Consider the following 14,050-nt stretch of genomic DNA (forward strand, 5'->3'; position numbering starts at 1 on the left):
GGTCGATGTGCGGCCGCTCGGGCTCCTACTCGTGCTTCCAACACTGCGCGCCTTCGGCGTGCCGCACATCGCTCTCCGCTTCCACTTTACGGATTTGGGCAGACACAAGCGCACCCTGTGCGCGATGCTCTTGCTTCGATCAAGCACCAGAGCCATCGCGCACAGGGTGCGCTCCTACCGCTGCTGGCAGCCGTGGCGCGGCGCGGCTACGCTGGTGCGCCCACCGGGAGCCCTCCATGTCCGACCGCTCCGCCCCCAAGCTCAACCCGCTGGCCCTGCTGATCTTCAACGCGCGCTGGCTGCAGTTGCCGCTCTACCTCGGCCTTATCGTGGTGCAGTGCGTCTACGTGTTCCTGTTCGGCAAGGAGCTGTGGCACCTGATCCGCGAGGCGCCGAAGCTGGGCGAGCAGGAGATCATGCTGATCGTGCTCGGCCTGATCGACGTGGTGATGATCTCCAACCTGCTCGTGATGGTGATCGTGGGCGGCTACGAGACCTTCATTTCGCGCCTCGGCCTGGAGAACCACCCGGACCAGCCGGAGTGGCTGAGCCACGTCAACGCCTCGGTGCTGAAGGTGAAACTGGCGATGGCGATCATCGGCATCTCCTCGATCCACCTGCTGAAGACCTTCATCGCCGCCGGTGCGCTGCAGGGGATGCCGTTCTGTTCGCCGGCGGAGCTGGCCGCCATCGCCGAGGGCAGCGACGCCGCCACGGGGCTGCAGTGCGCCACGCTCACCCCGGTGGGGGTGATGTGGCAGACCATCATCCATTCGGTGTTCATCCTCTCGGCCATCGGCATCGCGTGGACCGACCGCATCATGCAGGCGGGCCTGCACCGGCAGCGCGAGGCGGACTGATCGCGACCGGGTGTCCGTTTGCGGACACGGCGATCCGGATGCGGACGGCGCATCGCCATGGCCAGCGTGTACATCGGCGTGCGCCCTTGATCCGCAAGGCTTTTCCACGCGACTGCAGGTTGGCACGTCGCTTGCCATGCACCACGCATGGATATCGCGAACCCGATCTATGGCATCCGCAAGCGCCGCCGCCTGCGCCTTATGGCGGGCGGCGGCGTGCTGGCCGTGGCCGCGCTGGCCGTGCTGGTCTGGCGGCTGGGACCGGCGCTGCCCACGGCGGATCGCGGCAGCCTGTGGATAGACGCCGTGCAGCAGGGCGACATGCTGCGCGAAGTGCGCGCCACCGGCACGCTGGTGCCGCGCGAGATCCGCTGGCTGGCCGCCGCCACGCCGGCGCAGGTGGAGAAGATCCTGGTGTGGCCGGGCACGCCGGTGCAGCCGGACACCGTGCTGATGCAGCTTTCCGATCCGCAGGCCGAGGACGCGCTGCGCAACGCGCAGGCGCAGGTGGCCGCGGCCCAGGCCGAGGTCGCGGCCAAGAGCGCGGAACTCGAATCGCAGTTGCTCGACCAGCGTTCCGCCCTCGCGCAGGCACAGTCCGATTACGCCTCGGCCAAGGTCAAGGCCGAGGCCGACACCATCGCGATCAAGGCGCAGGTGATCCCGCAGGTGGAGTACGAGCAGGGCCAGATCGCGCTCAAGCAGTTGAACGGGCGCATGCAGATCGAGCAGCAGCGCGTGGCCGCGTTCGCCGCCAGCATGAAGGCGCAGATCGACGCGGTACGGGCCGCGCTGGTGCAGCAGCAGAGCAACCTGCAATTGCGCCAGCGCCAGGTTGACGCGCTGCAGGTGCGGGCCGGCATCGCCGGCGTACTGCAGGAAGTGGCGGTGCAGGAGGGCGCGCAGGTCGCCGCCGGCGCCAACCTCGCGCGCGTGGCGGTGCCCGACGTGCTGATCGCGCGCTTGCAGGTGCCCGAGGTGCAGGCCAAGGACGTGGCGATGGGCATGGCGGTGAGCGTGGACACGCACAACGGCCTGGTCGACGGCAAGGTGGAACGCATCGATCCCGCCGTGCGCAACGGCAGCGTGCAGGTCGACGTGGCGCTCACCGGCAAGTTGCCGCCCGGCGCGCGGCCCGACCTCTCGGTGGACGGCCGCATCCTGATCGCGCAACTGCACGACGTGCTTTCGGTGGGGCGCCCCGCGCTGGCGCAGGCCGATGCCGACCTCAGCCTGTTCCGCCTCGACGCCGATGGCGACACCGCCACGCGCGTGCCGGTGCGCATCGGCGCGGCCTCGGTGGACCGCGTGCAGGTGTTGCGTGGATTGAAGGCCGGCGACCGGGTGATCCTTTCCGACGCCAGCCAGTGGGACAAGTACGACCGCATCAAGTTGAAGTAGGCGCGACAAACGGAACCCCTCTCCCTCTGGGCGAGGGGCAGGGGAGAGGGCTCGGGCGAAGACGTATGCCGCGCCCTGCCCGAACCCTCATCCGGCCCTCCGGGCCACCTTCTCCCAGGGGGAGAAGGGAAACCAAAGCCTCAAAGAATGGACAAGCCCATGACCAACCCCGCCAACGTCATCACCCTCGCCAGCCTCCGCAAGGTGTTCCAGACCGACGAGGTGGAGACCCACGCGCTCAGCGACGTGCACCTCACCGTCGCGCGCGGCGAGTACGTTTCCATCTCCGGCCCCTCCGGCTGCGGCAAGACCACCCTGCTGTCCATCCTCGGCCTGCTCGACACCGCCAGCGGCGGCAGCTACGTGCTGAACGGCCATGACGTCGCCGGGCTCAACGCCGCGCAGCGCGCGCGCATCCGCAACGCCGAGATCGGCTTCATCTTCCAAGCCTTCAACCTGATCGGCGACCTCACCGTGCAGGAGAACGTCGAGTTGCCGCTCACCTATCGCGGTGGCATCGACAACGCAGAGCGTCGCGCGCGCGTGCAGGAGGCGCTGGAGCGCGTGGGCATGGCGCACCGCATGCGCCACTATCCCGCGCAACTCTCCGGCGGCCAGCAGCAGCGCGTGGCGGTGGCGCGCGCGCTGGTCGGAAAGCCGGCGATCCTGCTCGCCGACGAACCGACAGGCAACCTCGACTCGCGCAACGGCGAAGCGGTGATGGCCCTGCTCGACGAGTTGCACAAGGGCGGCGCCACCATCTGCATGGTCACCCACGACGCGCGCTACGCCGAACTCGCGCAGCGCAAGGTGCGCCTGTTCGACGGCCGCGTGGTCGACGAGGAAACCTTCGACCGCCTGCGCCGCGAGGACGAATCGCGCCTCGACGCACTGATCGGCCAGCGTATCGAGGTGGGTGCGTGAACGTCTGGCTCGCCGAGATCTGGCAGGCATGGCGCGCCAGCTTGCGCCGGCCTGGTTTCCTGCTGCTGGCGGCGGCCGTGCTTGCGCTGGGCGTGGGTTCGGCCAGCGCCGTGTTCACGCTGATCGACGGCGTGTTGCTGCGGCCTTTGCCTTATCCGGAACCGCATCGGCTGGTAGCGCTTGGGCGTCTTGAACAAGGCAATGTCAATGGCGCGTCGCCGCAGCAATACCAGCAACTGGCCGGCCTGCCGGGCGCTGCCTCGCTGGGCATCTTCAAGAGCGAGAGCACGGCCACGAACATCGCCGGCTATGGCGAGCCGGTGCAAATACAGGCGCAGACATTCGATCACAGCTTGCTTTCCACATTGCAGGTGCGGCCCATGCTTGGGCGCAACTTCGATGGGCAGGAAGACCAGCCGGGTGGCCCGCCGGCGGTGCTTCTGTATCACGGCTTCTGGCTGCGCCGCTTCGGTGGTGATCCGGCGGTGGTTGGAAAGACGCTACAGGTGGAGGGCCAGGCGCACACCATCGTCGGCGTGTTGCCGGCGAGTTTCGACTTGGGAGAGGCATCGATCGCGCTGCCAACGGCGTTCGATGCGAACACCTCCAATGATTCGCTCGACTACATGGTCGCGGCGCGATTGGCGCCGGGTATTGCGCGAGACGCATTGGCGACGCAAGTGGATACGCGGCTGCATGCGTTCTATGTCGCGCAAGGTCACAAGGTGTACGGCAGCGACTACTGGCTGCGCTCGCACTTTGGTGCGCAGGATCTCGGTGCCGCAGAACACCATGATCAGCGCGCGACTTCACTGATGTGGCTGGCCAGCGCCGCGCTGCTGTTGCTGATCGCGCTGGTCAACCTCACCAACTTGATGATGCTGCGCGCGATGGGGCGTAGCCACGACGCTTCCGTGCGCGGCGCGCTTGGCGCATCGCCGTGGCGCGTGGCGTTGCCTTCGATGGCGGAGGGCGTGTTGGTCGGCCTGCTCGGCGTGTTGCTCGGTCAGGGTCTGGCGGTGCTGGGACTGACGGCCTTGCGTACGTGGATGCCGGTCGACTGGATGCCGGTGGAGTGGATGCACCCACGCGGCCTGAGTCTTGGTTGGCCGGCTTGGATGCTGGCCATCGCGGTGGGTCTGTTCGGCGCGCTGGTTGCCACGGTGCTGGGTCTGTGGCGCGGGCATGCGGCACTGTCGATGGACAGCCTGCGCGAAGGCGGGCGCAGCGGTTTTGGTCGCCGCGGCGGTCTGCTGGGCCGCGTGCTGGTGATCGCGCAGGTGGCATTGGCCTCGCTGCTCCTGTGTGCGGCCGGCGTGTTCCTGCGTACCCTGATCGACAACGCGAAGATTGATCTCGGCTTCGATGCGCGCGGTGTGCTCACCTTCGAGCTTGCGCCGGTCAAGGCGACCTATCCCGACGCGGCTTCGGCGAGCGTCCTCTCGCGGTGGCTGGTCGAACGCCTGCGCCAGATTCCGGGCGTACGCCAGGCCGCGGCGGGCACCAACCTGCCGGCGGGAGATTTCATCGGCCAGTGGGCCATGGGCGAACTGCATGTGCCGGGCGGCGAGGAATTCAACGCGCAACTCCATGCCACCGACCCGGATTTCTTCGGGGTGTTCGGTATACGCCTGCTGCAAGGGCGCCTGTTCGCCAATGCCGACGTGCGAGGCGGCGAGGCGGTGGCCATCGTCAACCAGAAATTCGCCGACCGGTACTACCACGGCCATGCGCTGGGCAAGGTCATCCAGCGCGGCGAGGGCGCAGGCATGCTTTCGGCGCGCATCGTGGGCGTAGTGGCCAGCACTTGGCAGTTCGGTCCGGAAGATCCGGATGCGGCGACGCCCATTCTCTACCTGCCGCTGGCGCAGATGCCGGAGGGCGTATGGAGCGTGTTCAGCACGTATGAACCACTGCGCTTCGCCATCAAGGTGCAAGGCAGCCCCGATGGCTACCGCGATTTGGTGAAGCAGGCTGTGGCGGAGGTGGCGCCTGACCAGCCGATCAACAACGTGCACAGCATGGCGTGGATCGTGCACGACACCACGGCCGACACGGAATTCAACCTCATGCTGGTCGGCCTGCTGGGCGCGCTGGCGTTGTTGCTGGCCGGCGTGGGCATGTACGCGGTGATGGCGGTGGCCGTGGCGGCGCGCGAACGCGAATTCGGCGTGCGCGCGGCGCTGGGCGCGTCACCGCACCGCCTGCTGCTGCTGGTGTTGCGTGGCGGCCTGTTGCAGATCGTGCTCGGCCTTGCGGCCGGCATCGTGCTGGGCGCGGCAGGGTCGGGCGTGCTGCGCGCGGTGGTGGTGCAACTGGGGCGCAGCGTGTTCGATCCCTGGGCTGTCCTCGTCGCATGCGTGGTGCTGGCGGTCGCCGGCGTGCTGGCCTGCCTGGCGCCTGCCGTGCGTGCCGGCCGCACGGCGCCGATGCACGCCTTGCGTGGGGAATGAAACAATGCCAAAGGAAGCTCGCGCATGAACATCTGGCTCACCGAAATCTGGCGTGCGTGGCGCGCCAGCCTGCGCCGCCCCGGCTTCCTGTTGCTGGCGAGCGGCGTGCTGGCGTTGGGCATCGGTGCCAGCGTGGCGGTGTTCGCGCTGATCCAGAACACCTTGTGGCGCCCGTTGCCGGTACCGCAGCCGGGGCAATTGGCCATGCTGGGCCAGTTGCACGACAACGGCCATCCCGGCGGCATCTCGCCACACGAGTACCAGTTTCTGGACAAGCTCGACGGCGTGACGGCGCTGGGGCTGGAACGCCCAGGCTCGACGGTGAACGTGGCCGGCGCGGGCGCGCCGGCTCAGGTGCCGGTGAATTACATAGATCGCGGCGTGTTGCCCACGCTGGACCTTCAGCCGGTGCTGGGGCGCAACTTCGACGTGCAGGAAGATCGCCCGAATGGCCCGCCCGTGGTCATCCTCGGTCACGGCTTCTGGCTGCGCAGCTTCGGTGGCGACATGCATGTGATTGGTCGCAGCCTGAGCGTGGAAGGCGTGCCACGCACCATCGTCGGCGTGTTGCCAGCGGGCTTCAACACGGTGCTGGGGCCGGGCGATGTGATGCTGCCGATCGCGCTGCCGCAGGCGAGCCACGACTACGACCACAACGGCACCATCGCAATCGCACGACTGGCCCACGGCACTGACATCGCTGCGGTTTCCGCACAGGTCGATGCGCGTGAGCGCGCGATGTACCGCGACATGGCGATGGGCGGCAACTGGAAGAAGCCGCGTTTCGGTGCCGAAAGCTTGGCCACGGTCATGCAACAGGATGCGCGGCCGCTGCTGTTGCTGTTTCTCGCCAGTGCATTGCTGGTGCTGTTGATCGCACTGGTCAACCTCACCAACCTGATGTTGCTGCGCGCGTTGTCGCGCAGTCATGACGCCGCAGTGCGTAGCGCATTGGGTGCATCGTTGCCGCGCCTGATGTTGCCGGCACTGGCCGAAGGTCTGCTGGTGGGCGGCATGGGTGCCTTGCTGGGCATGGCGCTCGCCGCTGTGGGGTTGGCCTTGCTGCAGGGCTTCATTCCCGCCGAATGGCTGTGGAGCGGCAGCTTGAGCATCGGCGCGGCGTCATGGGCCTTGGCCTTGGTCGTTGGCTTGCTGGGTGCCTTGCTGTCGGCAACGTTGGCACTATGGCGTAGCCGCAGTACGGCCTCGGTGGACGAATTGCGCGAAGGTGGCCGCAGCGGCATCGGCCTGCGCAGCGGTCGTCTGGGTCGCGTGTTGGTGGTGGCGCAGGTGGCATTGGCCGCGGTGTTGTTGTGCGCGGCCGGCGTGTTCATGCACGCACTCTACGATGCATCGCAATTGCAGCTGGGCATTGCCGATGACAACGTGCTCACGTTCGATCTGGCTCCGGTGCAGGCCGATTACCCGGACGTGGCCTCGGTGTGGAATCTGTCGTGGCGACTGGTGCAGCGGATGCAGGCGATACCGGGCGTTACCGATGCGGCTGTCACCACCAACTTGCCCGTCAGCGACGACATGTACGGCCAATTGCAGGCCGCCATGCGTACACCGGACGACAAGGAGTTCGTGGCGCAGTACCACGGCATCGGTTCCGGCTTCTTCACGTTGTTCGACATACCGCTGCGCGAAGGACGTGACTTCGCGCGCGACGACACGGCGGGCAGCGAACAGGTGGCCATCGTCAGTCAGGACTTGGCGGATGCGTATTACGGTGGCCATGCCATCGGAAAGATCATCGACGTGAAAGACGATGGCGACGTTGTCTGGCCGGCGCGCATCGTCGGTGTGGTGGGCGGCACCATGCAGCGCGGTGCGCTGCAGCCGCGGCAGCCGGTGGTGTACATGCCGCTGGCGCAGGTGCCCGCGCACATCATGACGATCTTCCGCCATCTGGAGCCGCTGCGCTTCGCCTTGCACGGCCACGGCAACCCGATGGACTGGCAGGCCGGCGTGCGCGCAGCCCTGGTGGAAATCGCGCCCGAGCAACCCATCGCCAACCTGCGCTCGATGAACAGCATCGTGCAGGCCACCACGCAGAACGCGCGGCTCAGCCTGTGGCTGATCGGCCTGTTCGCCGCGCTGGCGCTGCTGCTGGCGGCGGCGGGCCTGTATGCGGTGATGGCCGTGGCGGTGGCGGCGCGTGAGCGCGAGTTCGGCGTGCGCATGGCGCTGGGTGCCGCGCCGCGGCGCCTGCTTGGCCTGGTGCTGCGTGGCGGCCTGGTCCAGATCGTGGTGGGGCTGGTGATCGGCGTGGCGATCGCGCTCGGCGCCTCGCACGCGATGGCGGTGCTGCTGATGAGCTTGCTGGGTCGCGGCAGCGCCTTTGATCCGGTGGCGATGTTCGGTGTCTGCGTGGTGCTCGCCGTGGCCGGTCTGCTGGCCTGCCTGTTGCCGGCCCTGCGTGCGGCGCGCGTGGCGCCGATGCGCGCCTTGAGGGGGGAGTGACGATGGTGATCGTGCGCGAATTCCGCGAGGCATGGCGGCGACTGATGCGGCGCCCAGGTTATGCGTTGTTGTCGGTGGGGATGCTGGGCGTGGGCCTGGGCGTGGTGCTGTTCCTGTTCGGCCTGGTCAACACGATGATCCTGCGGCCGCTGCCGTTCCCGCAGGCGGACCGGCTGGTGGCGATCGGCGAGCAGTCGTTCGACGGCAACGGCATCGGCGACATCGACAGCGAGCAGTACTTGCAGCTTCAGGGGCATCTGCGCAGCGTGGATGTGCTGGGCGCCTATGCCACCACCGGCTTCAACCTGGACAGCGGCGGCGGCGCGAATTATTCGCGCGGCGCCCTGCTCACCGCCTCGATGATGGAATTGCTGGGCGTGAAGCCCATCCTCGGTCGCGGCTTCATTGCCTCCGACGAAGTGCCGGGCGGGGCGCCCGTGGTGCTGCTGAGTGAGTCGCTGTGGCGGCACGATTTCCATGCCGATCCGCGCATCGTGGGACGCGTGGCGCAGGTGAACGGCGAGCCGGTCACGGTGATCGGCGTGCTGCCTGCGGATTTCGGCTTTCCGCAGGCCAGTCGTTTGTGGATGCCGCTGCGGCTGAAACAGCAACAGTATCTCGACATCCACGGCGTGGCCCGGTTGCTGCCGTCCATCGACCTGGCGCAGGCACGCGCGGAACTCGCCGCGCGGGCGGATGCGATGCAGCTCGCCATGCCGATGGAGCAGCGCGGGCCGTCGCTGACGGTCAAGCCGCTGGCCGTGAGCTTCATGCCCGAGAACGTCCGTGGCTGGGTGTGGATGATGTTCGGCGCCACCGCGCTGGTGCTGTTGCTGGCCTGCGTCAACGTGGCGAACCTGCAGCTGGTGCAGACCCTGAACCGGCGCCGCGAACTGGCCCTGCGCAGCGCGCTGGGCGGTGGCCGCGCACGCTTGATGCTGGGCGCGCTGGTGGAAAGCCTGCTGCTCAGCGTGGCGGCATTGGCGGTGGCCGTGCCGATCATGCAATTCGGCAATCGCTGGCTGGTCGGCGTGTTCATCGCCAGCGACAATCCGCCAAACATGTTCCTCCGCTTCGGCATCGACGGCCGGGTGCTGCTGTTCGGCTTCGGCGTGGCCGTGCTGTGTACCGTGCTGGCCGGGCTGGTACCCGCTTGGCGCGCCGCGCGCGCCGACCTGCAGGACGCACTGCGCGACGGCAGCAAAGGTTCCGGCAGCGGCTTCGCCCAGGTGGCGAAGGTGCTGGTGGTGGCCGAGGTGGTGTTGACCGTGGTGTTGCTGGTGGGCGCGGGCACGTTCGTGCGGGCGCTGGGCGGGCTGCTGGCGGAGCGTTCGGTGGGCGCCGCGCATGCCGCGCAGGTGCTCACTGCGGACGTGGAGTTGCCGTCGGTACGCTATGCGGACGATGCGCAGCGCATCCGTTTGCTGGATACCGTGGTCGAACGCCTGCGCAGCGATCCCGCGGTGATCGATGCATCCGCTTCGGACACCATCCCGAGCGCCGCACTGGGCAGCCACGAGGATGTGTCGCTGCCGGGCCAGCCGCAGCCGTCGAATGGCTGGCCGCGGGTGCAGATGGGCATTGTCGATCCGCACTTCCTCGCCGCCTACGGTGTACGCCTGCGCGCGGGGCGCTTCTTCGATGCGCGCGACCGCGCGGACAGCACGCCGGTAGCCGTGGTCGATGCCAAGATGGCCGAGGCGATGTGGCCGCACGGCGATGCGTTGGGCCGCAAGCTGGTGTTGTGGCCGGGTCGCGAGCAGGCACTCACGCTGACCGTCGTCGGCGTGATCGAGCCGTTGCAGCTGGACAGCGCGCTGGAGAGGCCACTGCCCGGCCTGCTGCTGCCGCTGGAGCAGTCGGCGGGCCAGGGGCCGCTGCGCCGCGGCATGGGGCTGGCGGTGCGCACGCATGCCGATGCGGAAACCTATGCACGGCAACTGGCCGCCGTGGTGCGCGAGGTGGACCCGCAAGTGGCCGTCCACGCGATGTACAGCCAGGCAAGGGCGATGGCGATATCGCGTGTCAGGATGCTGGTGTTGACCGAGGTGTTCGCGGCGCTGGGCGTGGTCGCGCTGCTGCTGGCCGGCGCGGGCCTGTACGGCGTGCTGGCGTTCTCGGTGGCGCAACGCACGCGCGAGCTCGGCATCCGCCGCGCGATCGGCGCCGGGCATGGCGCCATCGCGCGCACGGTGGCGCAGCAGCTGGCATGGCAACTCGGGCTTGGGCTGGGCATCGGGTTGCTGCTGGCCGTGCCGTTGTCGAACGAACTGGCCAATCCGGGGCTGCACACGCGCGCGCACGATCCGACGGTGTTCGCGACAGTGCTGTTGCTGGTGATCGGCGTTTCCGCGTTCGCCGCGCTGGTGCCGCTGCTGCGCGCGTTGCGCGTCGATCCGGCGGTGGCGTTGCGTTATGAGTGAGCTGAGAAACTCACTTGCTGTCGTCGTCGGGCCATGTTGCGGCATCCGCCCGGATGGCGCTGATTTGTCCGAGCAGTTCCGGCAGGGCCGTTTGCACCGTTTCCCAGACCACGTCGAGATTGATGTCGAAGTAGCCATGGGCGATGCGATTGCGCATGCCTTTCATACTGCGCCATGGAATTTGCGGGTGGCGTTCGACAAACGCAACGTGACCTTGCAGCAGGCGCGTGGCGACTTCGCCGATGACGATGATATTGAGGATGGTGGCTTGCTGCGTGCGACGATCCGCGAGGAAGGTCCGCCGGTCCATGCCTTCGACGTAGTTGCACGCTTGTTGTGCGGCTTGTGCGATGTGATCCAGATAATCGACGAGACGGTTCCCGCTCATACCGGCACGGCATCGGCAAGGGCGCGCTCGCGGAAAGCCATGGGCAGGTCGCCCGGCGTGAGCAGGTCGACCGGAATGCCCAGCATTTCCTCAAGTTCCACTTGCAGGCCACCGAGATCGAACAGGGTAGCGCCCGGCAGGGGATCGACCAGCAGGTCGAGGTCGCTGCCTTCGCGATCCGTGCCGAACCGCGCCGAGCCGAAGACCCGGATGTTGGTCGAGCGAAAGCGCCCAGCCGCATCGCGGATGGCGGATCGCTTTGCTTCGAGGGCAACGGAGGGCTTCATGTCGGGTTCGCGCGGGATACTTGGCCACGCCACGGTGCACATTCCCGCGTGATGCGGTGTGCATGGCGGCGAATGGATACTATCACTGCCCGGATTCTGGATAGCACATGCCTGCTGATTCACTTCCCACCATCCTGATCGCCGACGATCAGGCGGACGTGCGCGAGGCACTGCGTCTGCTGCTGAAGGCCGAGGGCATCGCCAGCGTGGGCGTGGCCGATCCGGCGGCGGTGGTGGACGCGGTGCGCCGGCGCGAGTTCGCCTGCGCGCTGATCGACTGCAACTATTCGCGCGACACCACTTCGGGCGAGGAAGGGCTGGCCCTGCTGGAGAAGCTGCGCCAGTTCGCGCCCGAGCTGCCGGTGGTGGCGATGACCGCGTGGGGCAACGTGCCGCTCACGGTGGAGGCGATGCGCCGCGGCGCCGCCGATTTCGTCGAGAAGCCGTGGGACAACACGCGCCTGGTCAGCGTGCTGCGTGCGCAGGTCGCACTGGCCGAAGGCGCGCGCAGGCAGCGCCGGCTGGAGGCGGAGAACGCGCTGCTGCGCGGCGAGGGCGGCGAGGATTTCGTCGCCGAGTCGCCGGCGATGCGCCGCGTGCTGGCGCTGGTGGAGCGCGTCGCCGCCAGCGACGCCAACGTGCTGGTGCTGGGCGAGAACGGCACCGGCAAGGGCGTGGTCGCGCAACTGCTGCACCAGCGTTCGCCGCGCGCGGCGCGTTCGCTGGTCAAGGTGAACATGGGCGGCATCGCCGAGAGCGTGTTCGAGTCGGAGATGTTCGGCCACGTGCGCGGCGCCTACACCGACGCCAAGAGCGAGCGCATCGGCCGCTTCGAGCTGGCCGATGGCGGCACGCTGTTCCTCGACGAGGTGGGCAACGTGCCGGCCGCGCAGCAGCCGAAACTGCTGCGCGTGCTGGAGGACGGCGAGTTCGAGCGGCTGGGTTCCTCGCGCACGCAGAAGGTCGACGTGCGGCTGGTCTCGGCCACCAATGCCGACCTCGCGCTCGAGGTGGCTGAAGGCCGCTTCCGCCGCGACCTGCTGTATCGGCTCAACACGCTGGAGGTGCGGCTGCCGCCGCTGCGCGAACGCGTGGAGGACATCCTGCCGCTGGCGCGCGGTTTCCTGGCGCGCAATGCGCAGCGCTATGGCCGCGACGGCTTGCGGCTGGCGCCTTCCGCCGAACGCGCGTTGACCGCGTGGCGCTGGCCCGGCAACGTGCGCGAGCTGCAGCACCTGATGGAGCGCGCCGCCTTGCTGGCCGAACATGACGAGGTGGGCGCGGCGGTGCTGGCCTTCGGCGAATCCGCCGCGCAGCAGGCGGCCACGGATCTCGACGGCATGACCCTGGAGCAGGCCGAGGCGCACCTGGTGCAGCGCGCGCTGGAACGCTTCGACGGCAACCTGCAGCGCGCCGCCGATGCGCTGGGCATCACCCGCCAGTCGCTGTACCGGCGGCTGGAAAAGCACGACCTGCGCGACGCCGGCGGCGATGTCGGCTGAACCGGCCGGCAAGCGCGCGGGCCGCATGCCGCGTTTCGAGCGGCGCGTGCTGCTCGGCAGCCTCGCGATGGCGACGCCGGCGCTGCTCGCCGCCTGTGCGCTGGCATGGATGCCGTGGGAAGCGCCGTTGCGCTGGACTGCCGTCGCCATCGCCGCGGCCGCCACGTTGTTGCTGGTGCGCTGGCAATACCACCGCGTGGTGTTCCCGTTGTACACCTTGTCCGGCCTGCTGGAGGCCCTGCGCCAGGGCGACTACAGCCTGCGCGGCGTGCAGGGCGGCGTGCTGGGCGACGCGGTCTACGACATCAACGCGCTGGCCGAGCGCCTGCAGCAGGAACGGCTGGAGTTCGAGGAATCCTCCTACCTGCTCGGCAAGACGCTGGCGGCGCTGGACAGCGCGGTGTTCGTGTTCGACGAGGGCCGGCGGCTGCGCCTGCTCAACCCGGCGGCGCAGCGCCTGCTGGATGCCGAACGCCATCGCCTGTTCGGGCTGAGCGCGGCGGAGCTTGGCCTGGCGCCGCTGCTGGAAGGGCCGTCCGCGCGCCTGCTCGCGCACGTGTTTCCCGGGCGCAGCGGTCGTTTCGAAGTGCGCCACGCGGCGCTGCGCAGCGGCGGCCGCGGCGGGCAGCTGCTGGTGGTGAACGACGTGGGCCGCGTCTTGCGCGAAGAGGAGCGCGCGGCGTGGCAGCGCCTGCTGCGCGTGCTCGGCCACGAGGTGAACAACTCGCTGGCGCCGATCCAGTCGATGGCCGGCACGCTGGCCACGCTTGCCGCGCGCGATCCGCTGCCCGACGACTGGCGCGAGGATTTCCGCGGCGGGCTGGAACTGATCGGCCATCGCGCCGAGGCACTGGCGCGCTTCCTCGCCAGCTACACCCGGCTGGCGCGCCTGCCACCGCCGCAGACACGCACGGTGGAACTGTCCGCGCTGCTGGCCAAGCTGGCGAAGCTGGAACAGCGCCTGCCGGTGGGCGTGGAAGCGGGCGAACCGCTGGTCGTCGAGGCCGACCCCGACCAGCTCGAGCAGGCCCTGATCAACCTGCTGCGCAACGCGGTGGAGGCGGCGCTGCCCGCCGGCGGCGTGCGCCTGCGTTGCCGCCGCGAGGGCGAGCGCGCCGTGATCGAGGTGGAGGACGACGGCCCCGGGCCGCCGCCCAGCGACAACCTGTTCGTGCCGTTCTTCACTACCAAGCCCGGCGGCTCCGGCATCGGGCTGGCGCTGGCGCGGCAGATCGCCGAGGCGCACGAGGGTGGCGTGACGCTGGCCGCGCGCGAGGATGCACGCGGCGCGCTGGCGCGGTTGTGGCTGCCGCTGGCAGCGGAGGCACGTACGTAGGCGTGCGGCG

Annotated in this window: 10 protein-coding genes; 8 read left to right on the forward strand and 2 right to left on the reverse strand. The window is 68.7% G+C overall.

From position 1 onward, the window contains the following. Positions 1–236: 236 nt before the first annotated feature. The 6 genes from IHE47_RS00640 to IHE47_RS00665 all read left to right on the forward strand — a co-directional run bounded on the left by IHE47_RS00640 (position 237) and on the right by IHE47_RS00665 (position 10,527). The gene (locus IHE47_RS00640) at positions 237–860 is read left to right on the forward strand and encodes a TIGR00645 family protein (RefSeq protein WP_192103126.1); all 624 of its coding nucleotides are present in this window, start codon (positions 237–239) and stop codon (positions 858–860) included. A 147-nt stretch (positions 861–1,007) separates the two neighbouring features. Beyond that, positions 1,008–2,261: an HlyD family efflux transporter periplasmic adaptor subunit gene (locus IHE47_RS00645; RefSeq protein ID WP_192103127.1), complete on the forward strand. Its 1,254-nt coding sequence runs from the start codon at positions 1,008–1,010 to the stop codon at positions 2,259–2,261. A gap of 159 nt (positions 2,262–2,420) precedes the next feature. Continuing rightward, the gene (locus IHE47_RS00650) at positions 2,421–3,185 is read left to right on the forward strand and encodes an ABC transporter ATP-binding protein (RefSeq protein WP_192103129.1); all 765 of its coding nucleotides are present in this window, start codon (positions 2,421–2,423) and stop codon (positions 3,183–3,185) included. Continuing rightward, the gene (locus IHE47_RS00655) at positions 3,182–5,638 is read left to right on the forward strand and encodes an ABC transporter permease (protein ID WP_192103131.1); all 2,457 of its coding nucleotides are present in this window, start codon (positions 3,182–3,184) and stop codon (positions 5,636–5,638) included. The genes IHE47_RS00650 and IHE47_RS00655 overlap by 4 nt, the downstream gene beginning before the upstream one ends. Positions 5,639–5,662: 24 nt before the next feature. After that, the gene (locus IHE47_RS00660) at positions 5,663–8,104 is read left to right on the forward strand and encodes an ADOP family duplicated permease (protein WP_192103134.1); all 2,442 of its coding nucleotides are present in this window, start codon (positions 5,663–5,665) and stop codon (positions 8,102–8,104) included. Positions 8,105–8,106: 2 nt separating this feature from the next. Beyond that, the gene (locus IHE47_RS00665) at positions 8,107–10,527 is read left to right on the forward strand and encodes an ADOP family duplicated permease (RefSeq protein WP_225561525.1); all 2,421 of its coding nucleotides are present in this window, start codon (positions 8,107–8,109) and stop codon (positions 10,525–10,527) included. A 10-nt stretch (positions 10,528–10,537) separates the two neighbouring features. On the opposite strand, the gene IHE47_RS00670 is transcribed toward IHE47_RS00665, so the two are convergent. Beyond that, positions 10,538–10,915, reverse strand: a complete 378-nt coding sequence (locus IHE47_RS00670) for a DUF86 domain-containing protein (protein WP_192103137.1) — start codon at positions 10,913–10,915, stop codon at positions 10,538–10,540. Further along, positions 10,912–11,202 carry a nucleotidyltransferase family protein gene (locus IHE47_RS00675; RefSeq protein WP_192103139.1) on the reverse strand — a complete coding sequence of 97 codons (291 nt, stop codon included), beginning with the start codon at positions 11,200–11,202 and terminating at the stop codon, positions 10,912–10,914. Before IHE47_RS00675 ends, IHE47_RS00670 begins: the two co-directional genes overlap by 4 nt. Before the next feature lie 107 nt (positions 11,203–11,309). Here IHE47_RS00675 and IHE47_RS00680 point away from each other — a divergent pair, with 107 nt between their 5' ends. Further along, entirely contained in the window at positions 11,310–12,704 is a 1,395-nt protein-coding gene (locus tag IHE47_RS00680) for a sigma-54 dependent transcriptional regulator (RefSeq protein WP_192103140.1), read from the forward strand. Continuing rightward, positions 12,694–14,040 carry an ATP-binding protein gene (locus IHE47_RS00685; RefSeq protein ID WP_225561526.1) on the forward strand — a complete coding sequence of 449 codons (1,347 nt, stop codon included), beginning with the start codon at positions 12,694–12,696 and terminating at the stop codon, positions 14,038–14,040. The genes IHE47_RS00680 and IHE47_RS00685 overlap by 11 nt, the downstream gene beginning before the upstream one ends. Positions 14,041–14,050 lie beyond the last annotated feature (10 nt).

The organism is Rhodanobacter sp. DHB23, assembly GCF_014842975.1.
Lineage (GTDB): Bacteria > Pseudomonadota > Gammaproteobacteria > Xanthomonadales > Rhodanobacteraceae > Rhodanobacter_A.